The sequence below is a fragment of the Williamsia deligens genome, from assembly GCF_024171765.1.
Lineage (GTDB): Bacteria > Actinomycetota > Actinomycetes > Mycobacteriales > Mycobacteriaceae > Williamsia_A > Williamsia_A deligens.
In genome coordinates, this window is the sequence record NZ_JAMTCI010000001.1 from 2465057 (window position 1) to 2490874 (window position 25818).

The 25818-nt window shown below is 68.3% G+C and carries 18 protein-coding genes; 13 read left to right on the forward strand and 5 right to left on the reverse strand.

Going from position 1 to position 25818, the window contains the following annotated elements:
- Window position 1 precedes the first annotated feature (1 nt).
- From LX14_RS11575 to LX14_RS11620, 10 genes are all read left to right on the forward strand, one after another.
- Complete coding sequence (locus tag LX14_RS11575; protein WP_253647338.1) at window positions 2-1333, forward strand: MCE family protein; 1332 nt, start codon at window positions 2-4, stop codon at window positions 1331-1333.
- Window positions 1330-2403, forward strand: coding sequence for an MCE family protein (locus tag LX14_RS11580; RefSeq protein ID WP_253647339.1), 1074 nt, complete (start codon window positions 1330-1332; stop codon window positions 2401-2403). The genes LX14_RS11575 and LX14_RS11580 overlap by 4 nt, the downstream gene beginning before the upstream one ends.
- A 14-nt stretch (window positions 2404-2417) precedes the next feature.
- Window positions 2418-3470: an MCE family protein gene (locus tag LX14_RS11585; protein WP_253647340.1), complete on the forward strand. Its 1053-nt coding sequence runs from the start codon at window positions 2418-2420 to the stop codon at window positions 3468-3470.
- Window positions 3467-4747 carry an MCE family protein gene (locus LX14_RS11590; protein WP_253647341.1) on the forward strand — a complete coding sequence of 427 codons (1281 nt, stop codon included), beginning with the start codon at window positions 3467-3469 and terminating at the stop codon, window positions 4745-4747. Before LX14_RS11585 ends, LX14_RS11590 begins: the two co-directional genes overlap by 4 nt.
- A gap of 11 nt (window positions 4748-4758) precedes the next feature.
- Window positions 4759-6045, forward strand: a complete 1287-nt coding sequence (locus tag LX14_RS11595; protein WP_253647342.1) for an MCE family protein — start codon at window positions 4759-4761, stop codon at window positions 6043-6045.
- Window positions 6042-7283 (forward strand): MCE family protein, encoded by a 1242-nt coding sequence (locus tag LX14_RS11600; protein WP_253647343.1) that lies wholly within the window; start codon window positions 6042-6044, stop codon window positions 7281-7283. The genes LX14_RS11595 and LX14_RS11600 overlap by 4 nt, the downstream gene beginning before the upstream one ends.
- A gap of 118 nt (window positions 7284-7401) precedes the next feature.
- The gene (locus LX14_RS11605) at window positions 7402-8298 is read left to right on the forward strand and encodes a hypothetical protein (protein ID WP_253647344.1); all 897 of its coding nucleotides are present in this window, start codon (window positions 7402-7404) and stop codon (window positions 8296-8298) included.
- Window positions 8298-9230 (forward strand): hypothetical protein, encoded by a 933-nt coding sequence (locus LX14_RS11610; RefSeq protein WP_253647345.1) that lies wholly within the window; start codon window positions 8298-8300, stop codon window positions 9228-9230. The genes LX14_RS11605 and LX14_RS11610 overlap by 1 nt, the downstream gene beginning before the upstream one ends.
- Window positions 9231-9592: 362 nt before the next feature.
- Window positions 9593-13123, forward strand: coding sequence for a DNA-directed RNA polymerase subunit beta (gene rpoB / locus LX14_RS11615; protein WP_253647346.1), 3531 nt, complete (start codon window positions 9593-9595; stop codon window positions 13121-13123).
- A gap of 30 nt (window positions 13124-13153) precedes the next feature.
- Entirely contained in the window at window positions 13154-17110 is a 3957-nt protein-coding gene (locus LX14_RS11620; protein ID WP_253647347.1) for a DNA-directed RNA polymerase subunit beta', read from the forward strand.
- 152 nt (window positions 17111-17262) lie between these two features.
- Here LX14_RS11620 and LX14_RS11625 read toward each other — a convergent pair whose 3' ends face one another.
- Window positions 17263-18144 carry a type IV toxin-antitoxin system AbiEi family antitoxin gene (locus LX14_RS11625; RefSeq protein ID WP_253647348.1) on the reverse strand — a complete coding sequence of 294 codons (882 nt, stop codon included), beginning with the start codon at window positions 18142-18144 and terminating at the stop codon, window positions 17263-17265.
- Window positions 18145-18360: 216 nt separating this feature from the next.
- Between LX14_RS11625 and LX14_RS11630 the strand changes: the two genes are divergently transcribed.
- Window positions 18361-19545, forward strand: coding sequence for an NAD(P)/FAD-dependent oxidoreductase (locus LX14_RS11630; RefSeq protein ID WP_253647349.1), 1185 nt, complete (start codon window positions 18361-18363; stop codon window positions 19543-19545).
- A 55-nt stretch (window positions 19546-19600) separates the two neighbouring features.
- On the opposite strand, the gene LX14_RS11635 is transcribed toward LX14_RS11630, so the two are convergent.
- The 4 genes from LX14_RS11635 to LX14_RS11650 form a co-directional block, all read right to left on the reverse strand.
- Window positions 19601-20716: an amidohydrolase family protein gene (locus LX14_RS11635; RefSeq protein ID WP_253647350.1), complete on the reverse strand. Its 1116-nt coding sequence runs from the start codon at window positions 20714-20716 to the stop codon at window positions 19601-19603.
- The gene (locus tag LX14_RS11640; RefSeq protein WP_253647351.1) at window positions 20713-22059 is read right to left on the reverse strand and encodes a type I glutamate--ammonia ligase; all 1347 of its coding nucleotides are present in this window, start codon (window positions 22057-22059) and stop codon (window positions 20713-20715) included. Before LX14_RS11640 ends, LX14_RS11635 begins: the two co-directional genes overlap by 4 nt.
- A 27-nt stretch (window positions 22060-22086) precedes the next feature.
- Window positions 22087-22530, reverse strand: a complete 444-nt coding sequence (locus tag LX14_RS11645) for a VOC family protein (protein WP_253647352.1) — start codon at window positions 22528-22530, stop codon at window positions 22087-22089.
- Window positions 22531-22609: 79 nt separating this feature from the next.
- Window positions 22610-23587, reverse strand: coding sequence for an alpha/beta hydrolase (locus LX14_RS11650; RefSeq protein ID WP_253647353.1), 978 nt, complete (start codon window positions 23585-23587; stop codon window positions 22610-22612).
- Between the two features lie 152 nt (window positions 23588-23739).
- Here LX14_RS11650 and LX14_RS11655 point away from each other — a divergent pair, with 152 nt between their 5' ends.
- Together LX14_RS11655 and LX14_RS11660 are read left to right on the forward strand one after the other, a co-directional pair.
- Window positions 23740-24882, forward strand: a complete 1143-nt coding sequence (locus tag LX14_RS11655) for a DNA polymerase IV (RefSeq protein WP_253647354.1) — start codon at window positions 23740-23742, stop codon at window positions 24880-24882.
- 22 nt (window positions 24883-24904) lie between these two features.
- Entirely contained in the window at window positions 24905-25798 is an 894-nt protein-coding gene (locus tag LX14_RS11660; RefSeq protein WP_253647355.1) for an undecaprenyl-diphosphate phosphatase, read from the forward strand.
- The last annotated feature ends 20 nt before the right edge of the window (window positions 25799-25818 follow it).

A 25818-nucleotide genomic window follows, 5' to 3' on the forward strand; every position in this document is an offset into this window, starting at 1 on the left:
CATGGGCAAGACACGAATCCGGCTGCTGGGTCTGGTGTTCTTCGTGGTCGTCGCGCTGTTCGTCGGCGGCACGATCCTGAAGTTCAACGAGACCTTCACCAGCTTCACCGACGTCGACCTCGCGACCGACTCGGCGGGCAACAACCTCCCGCCGAACGCCGACGTGAAGGTGCGCGGCCTCATCGTCGGCCAGGTGCGCAACGTCTCCGCCGCGGACGACGGCCGCGTCACCGTCACGCTCGGTCTCTCGCCGGACAAGGCGAAGATGATCCCCGCGAACACGACGGCACGGATCCTGCCCAAGACGCTGTTCGGCGAGCGCTACGTCTCCCTGCAGCTCCCGCAGAACCCCGACGGCTCGATGTTGTCCAACGGCGACACCATCCGGACGGACTCGAGCGGCAACGCCATCGAGCTGCAGACCCTGTTCGACAAGCTCCTTCCCGTCCTCGACGCGATCCCCCCGCAGGATCTGTCGGTGACCCTGGGGTCGCTGTCGAAGGCGTTGCAGGGCAACGGCGATCGGATCGGCACCTCGTTCGAGGAGCTGAACAACATCTTCACCCAGGTCAACGCGAACATGCCGGAGCTGCAGGGGACCCTGCGCGGTCTGGCTACGTTCTCGCAGACCTACTCCCAGGCCCTGCCCGACGTCGTCGACGCCCTCGACACGTTGCGCACGACCTCCAACACCCTGGTCGAGAAGCAGGGCGACCTGCGGTCGTTCATCTCGACGGTCCAGAAGGCGACGGTGGAGACCACCGACTTCCTGACGACCAACCGCCGGGACCTGTTGGACCTGTCCATCCAGTCCGAGGAGCTGCTGACCGCATTGGCCACACAGTCCCCGGCCTTCGGCTGCACGTTCAAGAACTTCGCGGGTCTGATCCCCGAGGTGAACAACATCGTCGGCAAGGGCACCAAGAACCCCGGTGTCCGCGTGACGTTGACGTTCTCGAACCCGAAGGGCCGTTACCTGCCGAACCAGGACGAGCCGCGTCTGCTGGAGACCCGCGGACCCCGCTGCTACCCCAAGCACTACGAGCAGGGTCGCCCGTTCCCGCAGTACCCCGGCGGATCGCTCAACGACGGTTCCTACCAGGTCCCGTCGCGCAACCCCGGTCCGCAGCAGGTCGCCCAGCTGCCCATCCCGGACTTCTCCGGGAAGCCCGCGGGCACCATCACGCCGAGCGTCTACGACGATCCGCAGAACAAGGTGGCGCTCAAGGCGGTCATGGCGGCCGAGGCCGGCACCGATCCCGCTGACGTCCCCGGATGGATCGCGCAGATCGTCGCCCCCGGTCTCCAGGGAGCGCAGGTGACGGTCAAGTGAAGAACGGTTTCCTCGGGCCACTGATCCGCCTGGTGGTCTTCGCGGTCGTGACCGTGCTCGCCACCGGCGCCCTCGGCCTCGTCATCGCGAACTCGGGCACCTCCGGCGACAACAAGTTCACGGCGATCTTCACCGACGCCTCCCTGCTCAACCCGGGTGACGATGTCCGCATCGCCGGCGTCCGCGTGGGCAGCGTGCAGTCGGTGGCCGTGCACGACCACAACCTGGCCAAGGTCGAGTTCAACATCAACCGCAGCCGTCTCCCCGAGGGCGTGCAGGCCTACATCCGGTTCCGCACGCTCACCGGTATCCGTTACCTGGCCCTGGAGAAGGGCCCGGGCGACCAGGCCGCGACCATCGGCAAGGACAGCGTCATCGGGCAGGCCAACACCCACCCGGCGGTCAACCTGACCGACCTGTTCAACGGCTTCCGGCCGCTGTTCCAGGAACTCTCGGCCGACGACGTCAACAAGCTGTCGGAGGAGATCATCAAGATCTTCCAGGGCGAGGGCGGCACCATCAGCGACCTCGTCGCCGACACCGCGGACCTGACGAACACCATCGCCGACAAGGACCAGGTCATCGGTGAGCTGATCACCAACCTGACCAAGGTGCTCGACACCGTCAACCGCAACGACGACCAGCTGACCGACCTGCTGACGACCACCGAGAAGTTCGTGAGCGGCCTGGCCGCACAGCGCGACTCGGTGGGCTCGGCGATCACCTCGGTGTCGAACCTGACCACGGTGACCAGCTCGATCCTCACCCCGGTCCGGCCGTCGCTGCAGGGCAGCATCGCCTCGATCAACGACCTGTCGAAGGTCATCACCGACCGTCGCGCAGAGGTGGAGAAGACGCTGACCACGCTGCCGATCAAGGCGCAGAAGATCGGCCGGGCCGCCACCTTCGGCTCCTGGTTCCAGTTCTATCTGTGCGGCATCGACATCGTCGCCGGCAACGGCAAGAGCACGCTGCTGAGCCAGCCGCTCATCCCGCTGCCCGACATCAACCACGTCCTGTACACCAACGTCGCCACGCGATGCTGGACCGACGACAAGCCGCCGAGCTGAGAGGGGAGGCAGACATGGCACAGAACAAGAACAAGAACGAGAACCGTCGCCCCGACGCCCCTCGTCGCAGCCCGATCACCGTCGGTGGTCTCGGACTGCTCCTGCTCATCATGGTGACGCTGTCGGCGTTCTTCCTCGGGAGCCTGCCGTTGGTCGGTGCGGGCACCGTCTACACGGCCGACTTCACCGAGGGTGCGGGCATCAAGTCCAACGCCGAGGTCCGTGTGGCCGGTGTGAAGGTCGGCAAGATCCAGAAGGTCGAGATCCACGGCGACCGGGTTCGGATCTCGTTCCAGGTCAACGACACCTGGGTCGGCGATCAGACCACGGCGTCGATCCAGATCAAGACGATCCTGGGTCAGAAGTACCTGCAGATCGACCCGCGCGGCGACAAGCTCGCCGACCCGAAGAAGGTCATCACCGCCACCACGTCGCCGTATGACGTGATCGAGGCGTTCCAGGACGCGTCACGGCAGATCACCGACGTGAACACCGACCAGTTGGCCACGAGTTTCCGGACGCTGTCGTCGGCGTTCGCGGGGACGCCGAACGAGATCGGGAACTCCCTGGACGGGTTGAGCCGGTTGTCGCAGACGATCGCCTCGCGTGATCAGGAGGTGCGTCGTCTGCTCGACGCGACGAAGGGCACGTCGCAGATCCTGGCCGATCGCAACCGCGAGTTCACCCGGCTCATCGCCGGTGCGGGTGATCTGCTCGACGAGCTGAACAATCGTCAGCGCGACATCAGTCGGCTGTTGCAGTCGACGACGACGTTGTCGGTGACGTTGACCGGGATCATCCGGGACAACGAGGGCCAGATCGGGCCGGCGTTGGAGTCGCTGAAGGGTGTCACCGACATCCTGCAGCGCCAGGACAAGAACCTGCGTGACTCGATCACCTACCTCGCGCCGTTCTACCGGCTCTACGCCAACGTGCTCGGCAACGGCCGCTGGTTCGACTCGGTGATCAAGAACATCCTGCCGCCGGGCCTCCCTGCGCAGAACACGACACGGCCGCCCAACAAGTACAAGCTGCTCAACAACGGTGGAACGGAGGCGACCGGATGATGTCCGACAGGTCGGCCGGGCACGATCTCCGGGACACCTCCGGACCCGGCCGGTGGTTCACCCCCCGGCACATCGCGTTCCTCGTGGTGACGGTCATCGTGGCGCTCATCGCCGCGGGCGTGCTGTGGTGGGTCTTCACCTCCCTCTCGAAGACGACGGTCACCGCGTACTTCAAGAGCAGCGTGGGCATCTACGAGGGCACCGACGTCCGCATCATGGGCGTCAAGGCCGGCTCGGTCGACGAGGTGACGCCGCAGGGCGACAAGGTGCGCGTGAAGTTCAGCGTCGACGGCGGGTACGACCTGCCGGCCGACGTACGCGCGGTGCAGATCACGCCGTCGGTCGTCGCGGACCGCTACGTCCAGCTCACACCGGTCTTCCACAAGGGCGACCGCAAGGCGGGCAAGGACATCACGCTCAGCCTGCAGCAGACGATGGTGCCGGTCGAGGTCGACGCCCTGTACTCGAGCGTCGAGAAGCTGTCGAAGTCGCTCGGCCCCCAGGGCGCCAACCGCAACGGTGCGCTGAGCCAGGTCATCACGACCGGTGCCGACAACCTCCGCGGCAACGGCGAGAAGCTCGGACAGACCATCGAGAAGCTGTCGCAGGCGACGCAGACGCTGTCGGATTCACGGGGCAACCTCGTCGACACCATCAAGAACCTCGACGTGTTCGTGGGCGCACTCGCCGAGAACGACACCCAGGTGCGGCAGTTCAACACCCAGCTCGCCTCGTTCTCGGAGTTCCTGGCGGGGGAGCGTCAGCAGCTCGGGCAGGCACTGAACAAGCTGTCGCTGGCACTCGGTGACGTGGCGACGTTCGTGCAGGACAACCGGATCGCCCTCGGCGACCGGGTGCGTGAGCTCCTGCCGACGACCCGCACGCTCGCCGACACCACGAACTTCCAGAAGGAGATCCTCACGGTTCTCCCGGTCACGCTGAGCAACCTCGCCAACGCCTACAACGCCGAGTCGGGCACGCTCGACCTCCGCGTGGTCCTGCCCGAGTTGCAGAACCTCGCAGGCGCGGGCTGCAAGTTGCTCGACCTGGGTCAGCTCAAGCCCGGTGATCCGGCGTTCACGCAGTTCAGTTCGACGTTGCGTCCGATCCTGAACCAGTGCTCGAACATCACCGACCAGATCAACAAGGGCATCACGACCCCGACGTTGAACCTGCCGTTCGGCATCATGAGCACCGACAACCAGCAGCGTCGTGGACCTGTCCCGGGCACCGTCCCGGGCACCCCGTCGCCGCGACTGTCGAACGGTCCGTCATGAAGGGGCTCTCGATGAGACGACCGTTCGGTCCGGCCGGCGTCCGCGCCGTCGCGGGCGGCGCCGTGACCCTGGCGGGCGCGATGCTGATGACCGCGTGCTCGGCCGGGATCTACTCGGTGCCGCTGCCCGGTGGCGCCGACACCGGTGATCAGCCGCGCACGTACAAGGTGCAGTTCGCCGACGTCCTCGACCTGGTCCCGCAGTCGGCCGTCAAGGTCGACGGCGTCACCGTCGGCAAGGTCAAGAAGATCGAGATCGCGCCGGACCAGTGGTCGGCGCAGGTCGAGATCCAGGTGAAGAAGAAGATCGACCTGTCGCAGAAGGCCACGGCGAACGTCGCGCAGACCAACCTGCTCGGCGAGAAGTTCATCTCCCTGGTCGACCCGCCGGAGAACGCGAATGCTCCCCGCCAGGCGGAGAACACGCCGATCGGGACCGACCGCACACGGACCGCCACCGACATCGAGCAGGTCCTCGGCGCGCTGTCGATGCTGCTGAACGGCGGCGGGATCGCGCAGATCACGCCGATCGTCAACGAGCTGAACAAGGCGCTCGGCGGTCGCGAGGGCACGGTCAAGTCGCTGCTGAACCAGACCCAGCGCTTGATCCGCTCGCTCGACGAGCAGAAGAACGACATCACCCGGGCGATCGACGGTCTCGGCACGCTCTCGGCCCGGACCGCACAGCAGACGCAGCAGATCGACCGCATCCTGAACCAGCTGCCCGCCGGTGTGAAGGTGCTCGAGGACCAGCGTCCCCAGTTCGTCACCCTGCTGCAGAAGTTGGACGGGCTCGGTCAGGTCGGCGTCGACATCCTCGGGCGTGCCCGCGAGGAGATCATCACCGACCTGCGTGCCCTGCGTCCGACGCTCTCGGCGTTGGCCGCCTCGGCGCCGGACTTCATCACCGCGGCACCGCTGCTGTTCACCTACCCGTTCCCCGACGACCTGCTCCCCGGTGTCCGCGGTGACTCGACCAACCTGTTCCTCTCGGTCGACCTGCGGCTGCTGAACAGCCTCGAGGCGCTCGGTGTGGGTCAGCCGCAGCCGCGCTACGTGCCGGTCGGCAGTGGTCCGCAGCCGAAGGTCGATCCGCGCAACCCGTACTACAACGGCAACGGGCCGCGGCTCGGGTACCCGACCATCACGCTGCTGCCGCTGTTGAACGCCCGGCCGGGTCCGAACACACCGCCGTCGGGTGGCCAGTACAGCCTGCTCCCGGCACCCAAGCAGGGACAGACGGCGCTCACCGCGCCCGCGGCGATGCTCGGTGCGCCGGCGAAGGAGGCGGGCAAGTGATCCCCAAGCTCGCGAAGTGGCAGCTCATCGTGTTCGCGGTGATCGCCATCATCGCCATCGCGTACGTGGGCGCCACCTACGCCCGGTTGGACAAGCTGTTCGGCATCGGGACCTACGAGGTCAACGCCGACTTCCCGGACTCCGGCGGCATCTTCACCAACGCCGAGGTCACGTATCTCGGGACCCCGGTGGGGCGGGTCGGCTCGCTGCAGCTGCGCCCCGACGGGGTGCGCGTCGTCCTGACCTTGAACTCGGGCGACGCCAAGATCCCGGCGACCGCGCAGGCCGTGGTGGCCAACCGGTCCGCGATCGGTGAGCAGTACGTCGACCTGCGTCCGTCGTCGGTGGGTGGGCCTTACCTCAAGGAGGGGTCGGTCATCACCAACACCTCCATCCCGGTGCCGGTCCAGGACGTCATCTCCTCCGCGGTCGACTTCACCTCGTCGGTCCCGCTGAACGATCTGCAGACCGTGGTCACCGAGCTCGGCAAGGCCTTCAACAACAACGGTGAGAACCTGCGGGTCCTCGTCGACTCGTTGGCGAACCTGTCGAAGTCGGGCAACGACAACCTTCCGCAGACGATCTCGCTGATCCGCAACTCCGACACCGTGTTGACCACGCAGGCCGAGCAGTCCGACGCCATCCTGGACTGGTCGCGCAACCTCGGTGTCATCACGGCGCAGCTCGCGTCGAGCGACCCCGACATCCGGCGACTGCTGACCACCGGACAGACGTCGGCCACGCAGCTGTCGGCGCTGCTCGAGCGCAGTGGCGGCGACATCACCACGGCGGTGCGTGACCTCGCGAAGGACGTCCGCAACGTCAGTGGGACGTTCCAGGGTGTGTCGCCGGCGTTGGCGCTGCTGTCGGCGGTGTCGTCGGCGAGCTACACGCCCGCCCCGGGTGACGGCACCATCCACTTCGGCGCGACGCTGGAGACCAACAACCCGCCGTCGTGCACGCTCGGATACGAGAAGACGCAGCAGATCATCGCCGAGGAGAAGCGGAAGAACCCGAACTTCGACGTGAACTACGACGACTTCCCGTTCAACACCGACGCGAAGTGCTCCCTCGCGCAGGGCAACCCGACCGGTGTGCGTGGAGCGCAGAACGCGATCTACGCCGATCCCGACATCCCGCAGCCGTGGGACAACAAGCCGAAGAAGGACCCGGACAAGCTGGACCTGAACCCTCTGGTCACGCAGCTGTCCTACCTGCTGGGCGTCTTCCCGCGCTGACCTCGACGACCGCGCACCGGCCCCTCGGGTCGGTGCGCGGTCTCGTCGTGTGGTCGGTGCCCCGGGCCCCCCGGGGTGTGGGGAAGCTCTCAGGGTCCATGACTACAGTGACGAGGCGATGAACACTCCCGACCCCACGGATCCCGCGCGGGAGCCCGAGACCCCGGACGATCGGACGACGGATCAGCCCTCCCCGGAGGACTCCGTGACGACACCCGACGACCCCGCCGCCCCGACCCAGGAGTCCGCTGCCCAGGAGTCCGCGACCCAGCCGGATGCGGCCCGGTCGGACGCGACCCGGCCGGATGCGACCGGGACTGATCCGGCCGAGCCGTCGGATCCTGCCGGGACGTCGTCGGAGCCCGGCGAGCCGTCCGCGGCGCGTCGACTCCTCTCCTCGGCCGCACTGCCCGTCGCGGGCGTGATCGTCGTCGCCGGTCTCATCGCAGCGATCGTGTTCGCCGGGATCTACGGCTACCGCTGGTACGACGACGCGATGAACAAGGAGCCGGTCCAGACGGCCCGCGACGACGCCCTGGGCGGTGCCGAGCAGGCCATGCTGAACATCCTCAACATCGACCTGAAGGACAGCGACGCCTACCAGAAGCGACTGCAGGGCTCGGTGACCGGCAACGCCGCGTCCCAGCTCCTGGGCAGCACGGGTCTCGGGCAGCTGCAGAAGCAGGCCGGCGATCCGGCGAACGCCGCGACGCTGACGGCCAAGCTGCAGCGCAGCGCCGTGGTCGAGCTCGACACCGACGAGAAGTCCGCCAAGACGCTGGTCTTCCTCAACGTGACCTCGGCGCGACCCAACCAGGCCAGCTCGTCGCAGACCATGGGCTTCCAGGTCGGTGTGACCAAGGACGGCGGCGTCTGGAAGGCGAACCTCATCCAGCCGCTCGACTCCGTCGCCATCGACTCATCCGATCCCGCGCAGTCCGGCGGCGCCGCGGCCTCGACCGCCCCGAGCGCGGCCGCGCCGAGCTCGGCCGCACCGGCACCCGGAGGCAACTGATGACCACCCCACGCGGACCCCGCGGCAACCGTCGCCCGCGCGTCGCCGGTCGCCCGTCCACCCGCCCCACCGGTCCCGACAGGCCGTCGCAGGGGACACCCGACGCCGAGACCCCGACGACGCAGACGCCCGAGGCCACCCCGCCGCCGCGTCCGTCGACGACCAAACGGCCGAAGAAGCAGCCGACACCACCGGCCGCGGAGCCGGCGGCCACAGCCGCTGCCGAGGCCTCGAATCCCGCGCCCACCGGCCCCGACACCCCGTCGACCGACCCCGACACCGCGAAGACCGACCTGACGAAGGCGCCGGCCGCGCCACGCGGCAAGTCCCGTCCGGCGGTCAAGGTGTCGACCATCAAGCCGCAGTCGACGCGACCCGCCCCCCGGCCGGCGCAGGACGGCGCATCCGCCGCGACGCGTGCACGTCGTCGCATCCCCGGGTGGCGCACCGTCGGTGTCGTCGCGGTGATCGCCGCGATCGTCGGTGCGGTGGCCGGCGTCGCCGCCGCGGAGCCCGGCGTCACCCTCTCGGACAACGAGGCGTTCGTCGACCCGTCGGTGACCAGCCAGGTCACCGCGCAGGCCAAGTCACGCATCTGCACGGTGTTCGGCGTGAACTACGCGAAGCTCGACGACTGGGAGCGCACCGCGAAGCAGAACGTCACCGGTGAGGCGGCGAACCGTTTCACCCAGTACGCGGGGGCCGTCCGGGATGCGCTCGGGCAGACGGGTCTGACCGAGGGCGGCGTCGACTGCCGCGTGGACACCGTCGGCGTCCGGGACATCTCCGGCGACCAGGCGACGCTGGTGACCAACCTCATCCTGAGTCAGACCCAGGGTCAGCAGGCCACGGGCAGCGGCACCAAGCGCTACCAGGTGTCCATGCGGCACGTGAGCGGTCAGTGGTTGATCAGCAACTTCGCCGACTTCTGAGGGTCCTGCACACAATTTCCACGCACCCACCTGCGCGTTCCTCTTGACTCGCACGCCGCGTGCCTGCACGCTTGTCATCAGCGACGGACACCGGCAGCCACTGGTGGTCGCACCAGCGCGGAGGTCATCTGACGGCCTCTGGCCGATGTTGGCATCGGCACGATTTTTTCTGATACAGTTGGACGTTGCGCTGGCTGCCTTCTGTCCACATCACGATCTCCCACCATCGGTCACACCTGTGCCCGACGACGGCGATCGCCGCGGACGTCCTCGAGGGAAGTCCCAGCGCCGCCGACAACAACGCCCACGAAGTCACCCGTCTTCCGACGACGTGACGTCCCTCGTGAGGCGTACAGAGATCCGTGTTGGAAGGACGCATCTTGGCAGTCACCCGCCAGTCCACCTCAACAATCGACGGCGCACCGCGCCGGACCATCCCGGGAGCGCCGTATCGTGCCTCCTTCGCGAAGCTCGCCGAACCCCTCGAGGTCCCCGGACTGCTCGACGTGCAGCTGGAGTCCTTCGAATGGCTGATCGGCTCGTCCGAGTGGCGTGAGCGCGCGATCGCCCGCGGCGAGGAGCACCCGAGCGGTGGTCTCGACGACATCCTCGCCGAGCTGTCGCCGATCGAGGACTTCTCCGGGTCGATGTCCCTCTCCTTCTCCGATCCTCGCTTCGACGAGGTGAAGGCCTCCGTCGAGGAGTGCAAGGACAAGGACATGACCTACGCGGCGCCGTTGTTCGTCACCGCGGAGTTCATCAACAACAACACCGGTGAGATCAAGTCGCAGACCGTCTTCATGGGCGACTTCCCGATCATGACCGACAAGGGCAGCTTCATCATCAACGGCACCGAGCGTGTCGTCGTGAGCCAGCTGGTCCGCAGCCCCGGCGTGTACTTCGACGCCAACATCGACAAGGCCACCGAGAAGACGCTGCACAGCGTCAAGGTGATCCCGGGTCGTGGTGCGTGGCTCGAGTTCGACATCGACAAGCGCGACACGGTCGGCGTCCGCATCGACCGCAAGCGTCGCCAGTCGGTCACCGTGCTGCTCAAGGCGCTCGGGTGGACCACCGAGCAGATCACGGAGCGGTTCGGCTTCTCCGAGATCATGATGTCGACGCTGGAGAAGGACAACACCGCCAACACCGACGAGGCGCTGCTCGAGGTCTACCGCAAGCTGCGCCCGGGCGAGCCCCCGACGCGTGAGTCGGCGCAGACGCTGCTCGAGAACCTCTTCTTCAAGGAGAAGCGTTACGACCTGGCCCGCGTCGGTCGCTACAAGTTCAACAAGAAGCTCGGTCTCACCGACAACCCGATGACCGGTGCCTCGGTCCTCACCGAAGAGGACATCGTCGCCACCGTCGAGTACCTGGTGCGTCTGCACGAGGCCGAGACGAACGTGGCCTCGTTCATGACCGTCCCCGGCGGCGTCGAGGTCCCCGTCGAGGTCGACGACATCGACCACTTCGGCAACCGTCGTCTGCGCACCGTGGGCGAGCTGATCCAGAACCAGATCCGCGTGGGCCTGTCCCGCATGGAGCGTGTGGTCCGCGAGCGGATGACCACCCAGGACGTCGAGGCCATCACGCCGCAGACCCTGATCAACATCCGCCCCGTCGTGGCCGCGATCAAGGAGTTCTTCGGGACCTCCCAGCTGTCGCAGTTCATGGACCAGAACAACCCGCTGTCGGGCCTGACCCACAAGCGTCGCCTGTCGGCGCTGGGCCCCGGCGGTCTGTCTCGTGAGCGCGCCGGCCTCGAGGTCCGTGACGTCCACCCGTCGCACTACGGCCGCATGTGCCCGATCGAGACCCCCGAGGGTCCGAACATCGGTCTCATCGGGTCGCTGTCGGTGTACGCGCGGGTCAACCCGTTCGGCTTCATCGAGACGCCCTACCGCAAGGTCGTCGACGGCGTCGTCACCGATCAGATCGACTACCTGACCGCCGACGAGGAGGAGCGCTTCGTCAAGGCCCAGGCCAACGCCGAGCTCGACTCCGACCTGCGCTTCACCGAGGACCGTGTCCTCGCGCGACGCAAGGGTGGCGAGGTGGAGTTCGTGCCGCCGAGCACGATCGACTACATGGACGTCTCGCCGCGACAGATGGTGTCCGTCGCGACCGCGATGATCCCGTTCCTCGAGCACGACGACGCCAACCGCGCCCTGATGGGTGCGAACATGCAGCGTCAGGCGGTGCCGCTGGTCCGCAGTGAGGCGCCGCTGGTCGGCACCGGCATGGAGCTGCGTGCCGCGGTCGACGCCGGCGACGTCATCACGTCCGCGAAGGCGGGCGCGGTGGAGGAGGTCTCGGCCGACTACGTCACCGTCATGGCCGACGACGGCACGCGCGACACGTACCGCATGCGCAAGTTCGCGCGGTCCAACCACGGCACATGCGCCAACCAGCGTCCGATCGTGGACGAGGGGCAGCGTGTCGAGGTCGGACAGGTCCTGGCCGACGGCCCCTGCACCGACTCCGGTGAGATGGCGCTCGGCAAGAACCTGCTCGTGGCGATCATGCCGTGGGAGGGCCACAACTACGAGGACGCGATCATCCTGTCGCAGCGCCTCGTGGAGGAGGACGTCCTCACCTCGATCCACATCGAGGAGCACGAGATCGACGCCCGCGACACCAAGCTCGGTGCCGAGGAGATCACCCGGGACATCCCGAACGTCTCCGACGAGGTCCTCGCCGACCTCGACGAGCGCGGCATCATCCGCATCGGTGCCGAGGTCCGTGACGGCGACATCCTCGTCGGCAAGGTGACGCCGAAGGGCGAGACCGAGCTGACCCCCGAGGAGCGCCTGCTGCGCGCGATCTTCGGTGAGAAGGCGCGGGAGGTCCGCGACACCTCGCTGAAGGTGCCGCACGGTGAGACCGGCAAGGTGATCGGCATCCGCGTGTTCAGCCGCGAGGACGACGACGACCTGCCCCCCGGTGTCAACGAGCTCGTGCGTGTCTACGTCGCGCAGAAGCGCAAGATCCAGGACGGCGACAAGCTGGCCGGCCGCCACGGCAACAAGGGCGTCATCGGCAAGATCCTCCCCGCGGAGGACATGCCGTTCATGCCCGACGGCACGCCTGTCGACATCATCCTGAACACCCACGGTGTGCCCCGTCGTATGAACATCGGCCAGATCCTGGAGACCCACCTCGGGTGGATCGCCAAGACCGGCTGGAACATCGACGTCGCGCAGGGGACCCCGGAATGGGCGTCGCGCCTCGACGAGAGCATGCTCTCGTCCGGCCCGGACACCCGCACCGCGACCCCCGTGTTCGACGGTGCTCGCGAGGAGGAGCTGACGGGACTGCTGTCCTCGACGCTGCCCAACCGCGACGGCGAGGTGATGGTCAACGGCGACGGCAAGGCGACGCTGTACGACGGTCGCTCCGGTGAGCCGTTCCCGTTCCCCGTGTCGGTCGGCTACATGTACATCATCAAGCTGCACCACCTCGTGGACGACAAGATCCACGCGCGGTCGACGGGTCCGTACTCGATGATCACGCAGCAGCCGCTGGGCGGTAAGGCGCAGTTCGGTGGCCAGCGCTTCGGTGAGATGGAGTGCTGGGCGATGCAGGCCTACGGCGCGGCGTACACGCTGCAGGAGCTGCTCACCATCAAGTCCGACGACGTGGTCGGTCGCGTGAAGGTCTACGAGGCCATCGTCAAGGGCGAGAACATCCCCGAGCCGGGTATCCCCGAGTCGTTCAAGGTGCTCCTGAAAGAGCTGCAGTCGCTGTGCCTGAACGTCGAGGTGCTCTCCTCGGACGGTGCCGCGATCGAGATGCGTGACGGCGACGACGAGGACCTGGAGCGTGCCGCGGCGAACCTCGGCATCAACCTGTCCCGCAACGAGTCCGCCACCGTCGACGACCTGGCCAACTGAGCGCCTGATAAGAGCTAGGAAGGTATCAACTTGCTCGACGTCAACTTTTTCGACGAACTGAAGATCGGTCTGGCCACGGCCGACGACATCCACCGGTGGAGCTACGGCGAGGTCAAGAAGCCGGAGACCATCAACTACCGCACGCTCAAGCCCGAGAAGGACGGACTCTTCTGCGAGAAGATCTTCGGTCCGACCCGCGACTGGGAGTGCTACTGCGGCAAGTACAAGCGTGTCCGCTTCAAGGGCATCATCTGCGAGCGCTGCGGCGTCGAGGTCACCCGCGCCAAGGTGCGTCGTGAGCGGATGGGCCACATCGAGCTGGCCGCGCCGGTCACCCACATCTGGTACTTCAAGGGTGTCCCGTCGCGTCTGGGCTACCTGCTGGACCTGGCGCCGAAGGATCTCGAGAAGATCATCTACTTCGCCGCCTACGTCATCACCGCTGTCGACGACGAACTCCGTCACAACGAGCTGTCGACGCTGCAGGCCGAGATGGAGGTCGAGAAGAAGGGTGTCGCCGACACCCGTGACTCCGACCTCGAGGAGCGCGCCAAGAAGCTCGAAGAGGACCTGGCGGAGCTGGAGCGCGAAGGCGCGAAGGCCGATGCCCGCCGCAAGGTGAAGGACGGCGGCGAGCGCGAGATGCGCAAGATCCGCGACACCGCGCAGCGCGCACTCGACGAGCTCGACGAGATCTGGGACAAGTTCACCAAGCTGTCGGTGAAGGACATGATCATCGACGAGCGGCTCTACCGTGAGCTGCAGGACCGCTACGGCGAGTACTTCACCGGCGCGATGGGTGCCGAGGCGATCAAGAAGCTCCTCGAGACCTTCGACATCGACGCCGAGGCCGACATCCTGCGGGACACCATCCGCAACGGCAAGGGCCAGAAGAAGCTGCGTGCGCTCAAGCGACTGAAGGTCGTCGCGGCGTTCCAGATGTCGGGCAACTCGCCGCTGGGCATGGTGCTCGACGCCGTGCCGGTGATCCCGCCGGAGCTGCGTCCGATGGTCCAGCTCGACGGTGGCCGCTTCGCCACCTCGGACCTGAACGACCTGTACCGCCGCGTCATCAACCGCAACAACCGCCTCAAGCGACTGATCGATCTGGGTGCGCCCGAGATCATCGTCAACAACGAGAAGCGGATGCTGCAGGAGTCGGTCGACGCCCTGTTCGACAACGGTCGTCGTGGCCGGCCCGTCACCGGGCCGGGCAACCGTCCGCTGAAGTCCCTGAGCGATCTGCTCAAGGGCAAGCAGGGTCGTTTCCGTCAGAACCTGCTCGGCAAGCGCGTCGACTACTCGGGCCGTTCGGTCATCGTCGTCGGCCCGCAGCTCAAGCTGCACCAGTGCGGTCTGCCGAAGCTGATGGCGCTCGAGCTGTTCAAGCCGTTCGTGATGAAGCGACTGGTCGATCTCAACCAGGCGCAGAACATCAAGTCCGCCAAGCGCATGGTCGAGCGTCAGCGCCCGGCCGTGTGGGACGTCCTCGAAGAGGTCATCGCCGAGCACCCGGTCCTGCTGAACCGTGCGCCGACGCTGCACCGTCTGGGCATCCAGGCGTTCGAGCCGCAGCTCGTGGAGGGCAAGGCCATCCAGCTGCACCCGCTCGTCTGTGAGGCGTTCAACGCCGACTTCGACGGTGACCAGATGGCAGTCCACCTGCCGCTGTCCGCCGAGGCGCAGGCCGAGGCACGCATCCTGATGCTGTCGAGCAACAACATCCTGTCGCCGGCGTCGGGTCGTCCGCTCGCCATGCCGCGTCTGGACATGGTCACGGGTCTGTACTTCCTGACCACCCAGAAGGACGGGGCGATGGGCGAGTACTCGGCGTCGTCCAAGGACGACGTCGAGCGTGGCGTCTACTCGACCCCGGCCGAGGCCATCATGGCGTTGGACCGCGGTGTCCTGACCGTCCAGGCGAAGATCAAGGTGCGGCTGACCGATCAGCGTCCGCCGGCCGACATCGAGGCCGAGCACTTCCCGGACGGCTGGACCGTCGGGCAGGCGTGGACGATCGAGACCACCCTGGGTCGCGTGCTCTTCAACGAGCTGCTGCCGCGGGAGTACCCGTTCGTCAACGAGCAGATGCCGAAGAAGCGTCAGGCCGTGATCATCAACGACCTCGCCGAGCGGTACCCGATGATCGTGGTCGCGCAGACCGTCGACAAGCTCAAGGACGTCGGCTTCTACTGGGCCACCCGCTCGGGTGTCACCGTGTCGATGGCCGACGTGCTCGTGCCGCCGACCAAGGGCGCGATCCTCGACAAGTACGAGGAGCGGGCCGACGGCCTGGAGCGCAAGTTCCAGCGTGGTGCCCTCACCCCGGAGGAGCGTCGTGACGCCCTCGTCGAGATCTGGAAGCAGGCCACCGAGGAGGTCGGCGCCGCGATGGAGGCGTACTACCCCGAGGACAACCCGATCGCGATGATCCCGAAGTCGGGTGCGACCGGCAACATGACGCAGGTCCGCAACCTGTCGGGCATGAAGGGTCTGGTCACCAACCCGAAGGGTGAGTTCATCCCTCGTCCCATCAAGTCCTCGTTCCGTGAGGGCCTGACGGTCGCGGAGTACTTCATCAACACGCACGGTGCCCGTAAGGGTCTGGCCGACACGGCTCTGCGTACCGCCGACTCGGGGTACCTGACCCGTCGTCTGGTGGACGTCAGCCAGGACGTCATCGTGCGTGAGACCGACTGTGGCACCGAGCGCGGCATCGTTGTCACGCTGGCCGAGAAGCAGGCGGACGGGTCGCTCATCCGTGACCCGCACGTCGAGACCTCGGCCTACGCCCGGACGCTCGCGTCCGACGCGGTCGACGCCGACGGCACCGTCGTCGTCGAGCGTGGCCACGATCTGGGTGACCCGGCCATCGAGGCACTCCTCGCGGCCGACATCACCGAGGTCAAGGTCCGGTCGGTGCTGACCTGCACGACGGGCACCGGCGTGTGCGCGATGTGCTACGGCCGCTCGATGGCGACCGGCAAGCTCGTCGACATCGGCGAGGCGGTCGGCATCATCGCCGCCCAGTCGATCGGTGAGCCCGGTACCCAGCTGACCATGCGTACGTTCCACCAGGGTGGCGTCGGCGACGACATCACCGGTGGTCTGCCGCGTGTCCAGGAGCTGTTCGAGGCCCGTGTCCCCAAGGGCAAGGCCCCGATCGCCGAGGTCGCCGGCCGTATCCGCCTCGAGGACGACGATCGTTTCTACAAGATCACCATCGTCCCCGACGACGGTTCCGAAGAGGTCGTCTACGACAAGATCTCGAAGCGTCAGCGTCTGCGTGTGTTCAAGCACGATGACGGCTCCGAGCGTCTCCTGGCCGACGGCGACCACGTCGAGGTCGGGCAGCAGCTCATGGAGGGCGCCGCGGATCCGCACGAGGTGCTGCGCATCATGGGCCCGCGTCAGGTGCAGGTGCACCTCGTCAACGAGGTGCAGGAGGTGTACCGGAGCCAGGGTGTGTCGATCCACGACAAGCACATCGAGACGATCGTCCGTCAGATGCTGCGTCGCGTGACGATCATCGACTCCGGTGCCACCGAGTTCCTGCCCGGATCGCTCACCGAGCGCGCCGAGTTCGAGGCGGCCAACCGTCGCGTCGTCGGCGAGGGCAACGAGCCGGCTGCCGGCCGTCCGGTGCTCATGGGCATCACGAAGGCCTCGCTGGCCACCGAGTCGTGGCTGTCGGCGGCGTCGTTCCAGGAGACCACGCGTGTCCTGACCGACGCGGCGATCAACAGCCGCAGCGACAAGCTGGTGGGTCTGAAGGAGAACGTGATCATCGGCAAGCTGATCCCGGCCGGAACCGGCATCAACCGGTACCGGAACATCACGGTGCAGCCGACCGAGGAGGCGCGTGCCGCCGCGTACGCGGTGCCGTCCTACGACGACACCTACTACAGCCCGGACGGCACCTTCGGTGCCCCGTCGGGTGCTGCGGTGCCGCTGGACGACTACGGGTTCTCCTCGGATTACCGGTAGTCCCTGAGTCACAGAACGGCCCCCACCTCCGGGTGGGGGCCGTTCTGCGTCTGCACCCCGCCCCCCGCCCCAACTCGCCGAGCGTGCACCACATCCCGTCCACCGTGCGGTAAATGGCGCCGAGCGTGCACCAGATCCCGTCGAGCGTGCACTCATCGTCCTCGGCGACGCCCGGGTGCGTCGAGCAGACCGCGGAGGTGGGCGAGAAACCCGAGCGGGTCGTCGGACAGCTGCACACTGTTGCGTCGCTCGGTGTGCCACCCGAGACGGGCGGTCTGTCGATCGCGTGCGGCGTCGGACCGCCGTTGCTCGTCGCTGGAGTGGTACTCGAAGCCGTCGAACTCCACGCCGATCTTCTCTCGGCGGTATGCGAGGTCGAACTTCGCGACGATGGTTCCGTGGTCGTCGTAGACCTTCACCTGCGTCTCGGGCCTGGGTAGGCCATCAGCAAGGATGAGGTGCCGCGTCCAGCTCTCTCCTGACGATTCCGCGCCGGCGTCGATCCAGGGCACGAGCCCACGGAGCTGCCGGATGTTCCGCACCGCGGGATGCGCGACGACGAACCGCCACAACTCCATGTGGTCGAGGTCGGTCGCTCGTGTGAGGTCATCGAGATGGGCCAGCGCGAGCCAGGCAGGAGCGCGGCGTCCGAGGTCGAACGCAGTCCTGATCGGCGAGGTCACAGGCATGCCGTCGACGACGACCACATCGGCCGGGTTCACGTCGGTTCGGTGGATGCGGACGTCGTTGAACCGTCGCGCCTGACCCGTCGGCGGGCGTATGAGCTCGACAGTCGCACCATGGTCGAAGAACGTCGCGCCGTGGAGGACAGCGGCGCTGACCCCCGCGACGACGGATTCGGGTCCCGCCCTCAGCCATGCTGCCCGGATGGTCTCCGTGGGTGAGAGGGGTGACCCCGCCTCGGCGTAGACCCCACGATGGACCATGCGGAAGTCGCGGCGGATGTCTCGCGGACTGATGCCGGCGGGGAGCCCGGAATCGCGCAGGGAGAACGCGTGGTTGTCGATGCTCATGCTCGTTGGACGCAAGCGACGGCCGATCGGTTCTCGCCGATCTCGAGGTGCACGGTCGAGGGGATCCACCGCACGGTCGACGGGATCTGATGCACGGTCGAGGGGATCTACCGCACGGTCGGCGGAATCTGGTGCACGGTCGGCGGAATCTGGTGCACGGTCGGGGGGGTGGGATGGGGCTGCGTGAGTCGGGGGTGGAACGGGTACCCCGCCTGCATGGAGACTGCACTGCTCGTCGTCGGATCGGGACCCGCGGGTGTCGCCGCTGCTCAGGCCTACCGGGAGAACGGTGGCCGCGGTCGCGTCGTCGTGGTCACCCCGGAGGCACACAGGCCGTACTGGCGACCACCGCTGAGCAAGGACTTCCTGCGTGGTGAGGTCGGCATCGACGACATCGCGCTGCAGCCGGACGAGTTCTACACCGAGAACGACATCGAGGTCCTCACCGGCACCACCGTCTCCGGCCTGGACCCCGACAGGCACGAGGTGCGGACCGGTGACGGCGAGACGATCGTCTACGACAGCCTCGTCCTGGCGACAGGAGCTGCTCCGGTCCCGCTGCCGGCACCCGGCGGCGAACGGGTACCCACCCTGCGCTCGATGGCGGACGCCGAGGCTCTGCAGGGGTGGGCTGCCGGGGCGTCGTCGGCGCTCGTGATGGGCGGAGGGTTCATCGGCTGCGAGGCTGCCGCTTCGCTGGCGGCTCGCGGTGTGGCGACGACCGTGGTGGCACCCGACGCGGTACCGCAGGACCGCCGACTCGGGCCCGACGCCGGCCGACGGTTGGCCGGCATCCTCGAGCAGGCCGGTGTGCGCTACGTCGGGGGCGCACACGTCGAGTCGGTCAGCGGCGCACCGGGTGAGGGGATGGCGGCCGTCCTCGACGCGGGCGTGACCGTCGACGTCGACCTCGTGCTGGCGGCCACCGGTGTCACACCACGCACAGATCTCGCAGCCGACGCGGGGCTCGCGATGCGGTCCGAGCGCATCGCGGTGGATGCGTCGATGAGGACGTCGGCGCCGGACGTGTACGCGGCGGGTGACGTCGCGTCCGCGGTCAACGCGACCGCCGGCAGGCCGATCTCCACCGAGCACTGGCAGGACGCCGAGGACCAGGGGCGCGTGGCGGGCGCCGTGGCAGCGGGAGCGGACGCGCAGTGGGATGCCGTCCCCGGTTTCTGGACCGAGATCGCCGGTGCCACGGTCAAGTACAGCGCCTGGGGCGACGGCCACGCCGACGCGATCGCCGTGCACCACGACGACGGGGGCCTCACCGTCTGGTACGTCGACGGGTCGGGCGTGGTCGTCGGCGTGCTCACCCACAACTGCGACGACGACTACGAACGCGGCGGCGAACTCATCGCGCAGGGATCGGCGGCACCGGTGTCGGCCAGATCCTGACCGGCCGATCGGCCCACTCGGCAGGGAGTTTCGGCACGCTCGACGAGTTGAGGGGTCAGAGGTCGTAGACGCGACGGGCGTTGCCATGGGCGACGAGGTCGGCGACTGCGATCGCGTCGTCGAGCGACCACTCGCCGTCGTCGACGAATCCCGACAGCACCGACGCCATGCCGTCGCGCCACAGCGCCGCGCCGAGGAAGTGGAACTCGGCGGGTCCGCAGCCATCGGACGAGTAGAGAAGCTTCGTGAACGGGGCCATCTCGAGCAGTCGCCCGACGAACGCCGCCGACCGCGCGCCGAGGTGGTGGATCGACAACCCGCCGTCGAGATGCACCGACGGGAACGCCTGCGCCAGATAACCGGCCCGGCGCTCGAAGGGGTAGCAGTGCAGCAGCATGATCGGTACGTCGCCGGCACCGCGGATGAACTCGTCGAGCAGCAGCGGGTCGGTCTGCGACAACCGCGCGTCGCGATCACCGAACCCGACGTGGAACTGCAGCGGCAGGCCGAGTTCCAGGGCGCGGTGCACCCCGAACCGCAGCAGGAGTCGATCGGTCAGCCGGGTGCCGCGCTCGGACCGCCAGCGGTCGGCGGCGAGTTCGACGAGTCGCGCCGGCGGGTCCGACAGGTCGCCGGCGAACCCACCGCGGTAGGCGATCACCGTTTTCGTCGCCACCGCCTCCGTCGTCCGGCGACGCAGGATGTCGACGAACTCCTCGACGTAGGGTCCCGGCGCCGCGGCGGCGGCCTCGGCGACCTCCTCGAGGCGGACGATCTCCCGCGCCACACCACCGCCGAGGGCGGCGAGGTCGTCGGGTGCGGCCAACCCGGCGTCGACGCCGGTGTCCACCAACCACGTCGACACCCCGGCCGCGGAGAGGAACCGTCGCGCCACCTCGTCCTCCCCGAGTTCGGCACGCCGGGTGCAGTACTCGGCGGCCGCATGTCGTGGGAGATCGAGCAGGGGAGCGCAGCGTGTGCGCACCGCGAACCCGAGCTGGGTGTCCCAGCCGTGCCGCGCCGCCGTCACCGGATCGGTGTCGGCCTCGTTCAGGGCCGCCGCCAGCCGCGCGGCGTCACCGTCGGCAGCCCACCGACCGTGCACGTGATGGTCGATCAGCTCGATGCGCGCCAGGTGCTCGCGCAGTGCGTCGACCGACGCGCGGGTCACACGCTCCACGCCATCCGGAACAGCTGCGCCAGCTCGGCGGGGGAGCGGTCGCCGTAGGTCGACGCCTCGTACCGGCGGACGGCGAGGGTCGCCTCGATCACCTCGTCCCCGAGCGCCGATCGCGCGACGGTCGACGCCTCGAGCGCGTCCAGCATCGCGGTCTGGTCGCCGGTGAGCAGGACGGTCCCGGCCGCGTCGCGCTCGGCGTCGGACTGCGACGCCGGGTCGACGGTGGTCTCCGGCGGGAGCGTCGCGCCCCGCTCGACACCGTCGGCGGCGAGACCCAGGATCGCGGCGGTCGCGAGGTAGGGATTGGCCGACGGGTCGACGATCTTCACCTCGACGTTCGCGCCGAGCGGGTTGGTCGGCCCGGCCTCGATGAAGCGCACCGCCGCCTCGCGGTTCTCGGTGCCCCAACACGCATGCGCGCCGGCCCAGAAGCCCGGCAGCACACGCAGTCCCGAGACGATCGACCCGCACAGGACCGCCTGCACATCCGGCAGCCCGGCGACGACGCCACCGATCGCGGCCCCGCCCCGCGCGGTGAGACCGTGCGGACCGTCTCCACCGGAGAGGAGGGGACCGTCGGCGTCGGTGAGCGAGAAGTGCTGGTGCGCGCCGTTGCCGACCCCGTCGTGGAACGGCTTCGGGGAGAAGCAGGCACGCAGGCCGTGGCGTCGTGCGGCGCGCCCGATCACCATCCGCGCGGCGACGAGCTGGTCGGCGGCGGCGACCGGCGCCAGGGGTGCCAGCGACACCTCGAACTGGTTCGCGCCGTACTCCGGATGAATCTGTGCGAGTTCGACACCTGCTCGCCGCGCGGAGGCGACCACGTCGCGGACGAAGTCCTCGAACTCCAGCACCCCGGCGAGTCCGTACTGGGCCCACATCGTCGACCCGATCGCCTCACCGTCGGGGCCGACGAGCGAGAACTCCAGCTCGTGACCCACCATCGCGGTCAGACCCGCCGCGGCCAGTCGGTCGGTCACCCGGCGCAGGGTCCCGCGTGCGCACGCCTGCACCGGCTCACCGGATTGCTCGACGAAATCGGCGGGCGCCCACGCGACGTGGTCGCCGATGACACGGACGGCCTCGAGGTCGACGCGGATGCGCTGATCACCGACCGCGCCGAACCGATCCGTGTACGCGATGCCCGAGCGGTCGATGGTGAAGACGTGCCACACCGGACTGACACCGAGCCCGGACTCGGCGAAAGCGGGCACGCGGGCGACGTCGACGACCTTCGCGTGCGTCAGGCCGGCGGGGTTGACGACGGTGCCCACGAGCATCTCGACGCCGGCGCTCTGCAGGTGCCCGAGGACGTCGGTGCGGATGGTGGCCATGGGGCAAGTCTGCCCCAGCGGACATCGTCAGGCGTGTCGATACGGGAGGTACTGCACGCTCCACGCGTTGCCGTCGGGGTCGGAGAAGTACACGAACTGACCCCACGGCTCCATCGCGACCTCGCCCACCTCCACCCCGGCGGCGAGCAGATGGGCGCGGGCGGCGTGGATGTCGGTCACGCAGATCATCAGGCCCTTGACCGAGCCGGGCTCACCCTCGACGAGGCCGTCGCCGAACGCGATGGAGCAGTTCGACCCGACGGGGGTCATCTGCACGAAGCGGATCGGGGTGTCGCCGGGGTTGCCGGGTCCGCCGGGCGGGACGACGTGATCGTGGTCGGGGGTCAAGCCGACGCGCGTGTAGAAGTCCTTGGCCCGGTCGGCATCGCTCACGGGGAGCATGACGACCTCGAGGGTCCAGGGACCGCCGGGGATCTCGGCGGGGGCGGCTGCGGGTTCGGTGCTGGTCATGACTTCGTTCCTCTCATCGACGGCGCGATGGGAGGAACGATGTCACGCGATGCGGACACCCACGGTCCGCGATCGGCGGTCAGCCGTTACGGAACCAGCCGGCGCGATCCATGCGCCCGATCTCGGTCTGCCAGAACTGCCAGGCGTGGATGCCGACCGGCCAGAAGCTGGTGCGGACGTTCGCACCCGCCGCGCGGGCGGCGAGGGAGAAGGTCTGCGACTGCTCCTGCGAGACGACCTCGAGAGCCGATCCCGACAGGCCGGTGCCGAACGTGGCGATGTTGGTGGGCGGGCCGTTCCAGATCCCGGCTGCGGCGTAGATCCACAGGTGACGGCCACGCATGGCGCCGATGTTGAGCAGCGGGTCGTTCTGGAAGGCGCGCAGGTTGGGGAAGATGCCCCACATGTTGTTGAGGTCGAACCGGCCCGAGTCGAAGGCGGCCGCGCGCAGCATCGTCTGCATGCCCGGTGCGGTGAGGTGCGGGAACCCGGAGATGGACGCCGCGCGGGTGTAGAGGTCGGGGCGAGTGGTGGTGAGCATGATCGCCGGCGCCGCCGCCATCGACAGCCCGACGAGGGTGCGGTTGTGCGAGAAGCCCAGCGAGTCCATGTACGCGGGCAGGCTGCGGGTCAGCACGCTGTTCCACCGGTAGGGCCGGGTCTGGCCGGCGGTGGGGCTCGCGTTGTCCCAGTCGGCGTAGAAGCTCGACTGCCCGCCGACGGGCATGACGACGTTGTAGCCGCGCTGCGAGAGGAAGGCGACGTTGGTCTCCTTCTCCCACCCGTTGACGTCGTTGGTGGCGCGCAGACCGTCGAGGAAGATGATCGTCGGTGCGACGGCCGGGTTCGTGGTGGTCGACGCCCAGGTGCGGATGACCGGGTTCGGCATCCCGTAACCGTTGATCGTCGCCGACCTGAAGGTCGGGGCAGGGCGCGGACCCCAGGCGTTCGCGGAACCGGTGCCCACGGTGACCAGGCCGAACGCCGCGATCAGGGCGACGACGACGGTGGACAGGGCGGCGCGCACGGACAGGGTGCGGCGACTCGCGAAGGTCATATGGGATACCACTTCATCTCGGGCCCGGTGGGGGCTGCTCGTCGTGTGGGTGTCTGACGGGCACGGCTCGCCCGCCGCGAACACACGCGGACGTCCCTCGACGTCGTGTGCCATGGCTCCCGACACCCTCCCATACGCGCGACAATGGCTCAATGCACGCAGGAGGTGACGAGGTCCACGTCACAACCGCTGATCCGGACGTGTCGGGCGATCCGCCCGCGCCCGTCACCGGCGATCCGCCCGCGCATCGCCACCGGTGGATCCTGCACGTCGACCTCGACCAGTTCCAGGTGTCGGTGGAACGGCAGCGCGCGCCCGAACTCGTCGGGGTGCCCGTCATCGTCGGCGGCACCGGCGACCCGCAGGCCCCGCGCACGGTGGTGACCTGCGCGTCGTACGAGGCCAGGGATGTCGGTGTGCGGGCGGGGATGCCGCTGCGTGCCGCGCACCGCAAGCTGCCCGACGCCGTCTACCTCCCCACCGATCACGCCGCGTACGACGTCGCGTCGGAGCAGGTCATGTCGGTGCTGCGGGGCCTCGGGCACCCCGTGGAGGTGTGGGGGTGGGACGAGGCCTACCTCGGGGCCGACGTCGACGACCCGCATGCGCTGGCCGCGACGGTCATCAAGCGCATCCGCGACGAGACGGGCCTGACCTGCGCTGTCGGGATCAGCGACAACAAGCAACGCGCCAAGATGGCCACCAACTTCGCCAAGGCACAGGCGCCCGGGACCGACCGCGTCGACATCCTCACCGCCCAGACGTGGATGGACCGCATGGGGCATCGGCCGTGTCGGGAACTGTGGAGTGTCGGGCCGAAGACCGCGCAGAAGCTGACGGCGCTGGGCATCGACACCGTCGCCGACCTCGCCGCCACCCCGCGCGACGACCTGATCGCGACGTTCGGTCCCCACCAGGGGACGTGGTTGAACGTCCTCGCGCGCGGCGGTGGCGACCCGACGATCACCGCCGAACCCTATGTCGCGCGGTCGCATTCGAAGGTGCAGACGTTCCCGGTCGACGTCACCGACGTCGACGAACTGCACCGCCGTGCCGAAGAGCTGACCTCCGATGTGCTCGCCCTCGTGCTGGCCGAGGGTCGCGTGGTGACGCGGGTGGCTGTCACGGTCCGCACGGCGACCTTCTTCACACGCACCAAATCACGCAAACTGCCCACCACGACAACCCATCTCGCCGACATCGAGCCGTCGGTGCACACTCTCCTGGACCGTTTCGAGCTCGACCGGCCCGTCCGACTCCTCGGCGTCCGGCTCGAGCTGGTGGTCGACGACTGACCGGCACGAGAAGGGGACATCCGTGAGCTCACTGACCTACACCCAGGCGGTGGTGATGGGCCTGCTGCAGGGGGTCACCGAGCTGTTCCCGGTCTCGAGTCTGGGGCACTCTCTGCTGGTCCCGGCGTGGATCGGTGGCAGCTGGGAGACGCTGGTGACGCAGTCGAACAGTGAGGGTCACACCCCGTTCCTGGCGTTCCTCGTCGCGCTGCACGTGGCGACGGCCCTGGCGCTGGTCGTCTGGTACCGCCGCGACTGGGTCGCGATCGTCCGCGGGTTCGTCGGCAGCGTGGTCCGGCGCCGCATCGACACCCCCGAGGCACGTCTGGCGTGGTTGCTCATCGCGGGCACGGTGCTCGTCGGGATCGTCGGGCTGGTCGCCGAGAAGCCGCTGCGTCAGGTGTTCGCGACGCCCCTCGCGTCCGCGGTGTTCCTCGTCGTCAACGGTGGGGTGCTGTTGGCCGCGGAGACCCTGCGTCGGCGCGCGTCGTCGGGGGCGCACGCGGTGGCCCCGTCCCAGGGCGATCCCGACACCGAGATCGAGGGTCTGCGCTACCGCGACGCCACGCTGATCGGCGCCGCGCAGATCCTGGCGTTGCTGCCGGGCATCTCCCGGTCGGGCGCGACGATCTCGGCCGGCATCCTGCGGGGTCTCGGCCACGAGTCCGCGGCGAAGTTCGCGTTCCTGCTGGCCACACCGGTGATCCTCGCCGCGGGCGTGCTGAAGGTCCCCGAGCTGTTCGGACCGGCCGGCGACGGCATCGGTGGTCAGGTGATCGTGGGCGCGCTGTGCGCGTTCGTGGCCGCACTGGTCGCGGTCGCGTTCCTCGAGCGGTTCTTCCGCACGCGGACGATGTACCCGTTCGTCGTGTACTGCCTGGTGGCGGGCGTCATCAGCATCGCCGCCTTCGCCTGACCGGGCCACCCTCTCGTCCG

What these genes read in the sequence shown, in the direction of transcription:
- LX14_RS11595 (WP_253647342.1), top strand. Translation starts at nt 4,759, where the DNA reads ATGAGACGACCGTTCGGTCCGGCCGGCGTCCGCGCCGTCGCGGGCGGC.
- LX14_RS11655 (WP_253647354.1), top strand. Translation starts at nt 23,740, where the DNA reads ATGCACGCAGGAGGTGACGAGGTCCACGTCACAACCGCTGATCCGGAC.
- LX14_RS11625 (WP_253647348.1), bottom strand. Translation starts at nt 18,144, where the DNA reads ATGAGCATCGACAACCACGCGTTCTCCCTGCGCGATTCCGGGCTCCCC.
- LX14_RS11610 (WP_253647345.1), top strand. Translation starts at nt 8,298, where the DNA reads ATGACCACCCCACGCGGACCCCGCGGCAACCGTCGCCCGCGCGTCGCC.
- LX14_RS11630 (WP_253647349.1), top strand. Translation starts at nt 18,361, where the DNA reads ATGGAGACTGCACTGCTCGTCGTCGGATCGGGACCCGCGGGTGTCGCC.
- LX14_RS11575 (WP_253647338.1), top strand. Translation starts at nt 2, where the DNA reads ATGGGCAAGACACGAATCCGGCTGCTGGGTCTGGTGTTCTTCGTGGTC.
- LX14_RS11590 (WP_253647341.1), top strand. Translation starts at nt 3,467, where the DNA reads ATGATGTCCGACAGGTCGGCCGGGCACGATCTCCGGGACACCTCCGGA.
- LX14_RS11585 (WP_253647340.1), top strand. Translation starts at nt 2,418, where the DNA reads ATGGCACAGAACAAGAACAAGAACGAGAACCGTCGCCCCGACGCCCCT.
- LX14_RS11645 (WP_253647352.1), bottom strand. Translation starts at nt 22,530, where the DNA reads ATGACCAGCACCGAACCCGCAGCCGCCCCCGCCGAGATCCCCGGCGGT.
- LX14_RS11640 (WP_253647351.1), bottom strand. Translation starts at nt 22,059, where the DNA reads ATGGCCACCATCCGCACCGACGTCCTCGGGCACCTGCAGAGCGCCGGC.
- LX14_RS11650 (WP_253647353.1), bottom strand. Translation starts at nt 23,587, where the DNA reads ATGACCTTCGCGAGTCGCCGCACCCTGTCCGTGCGCGCCGCCCTGTCC.
- LX14_RS11605 (WP_253647344.1), top strand. Translation starts at nt 7,402, where the DNA reads ATGAACACTCCCGACCCCACGGATCCCGCGCGGGAGCCCGAGACCCCG.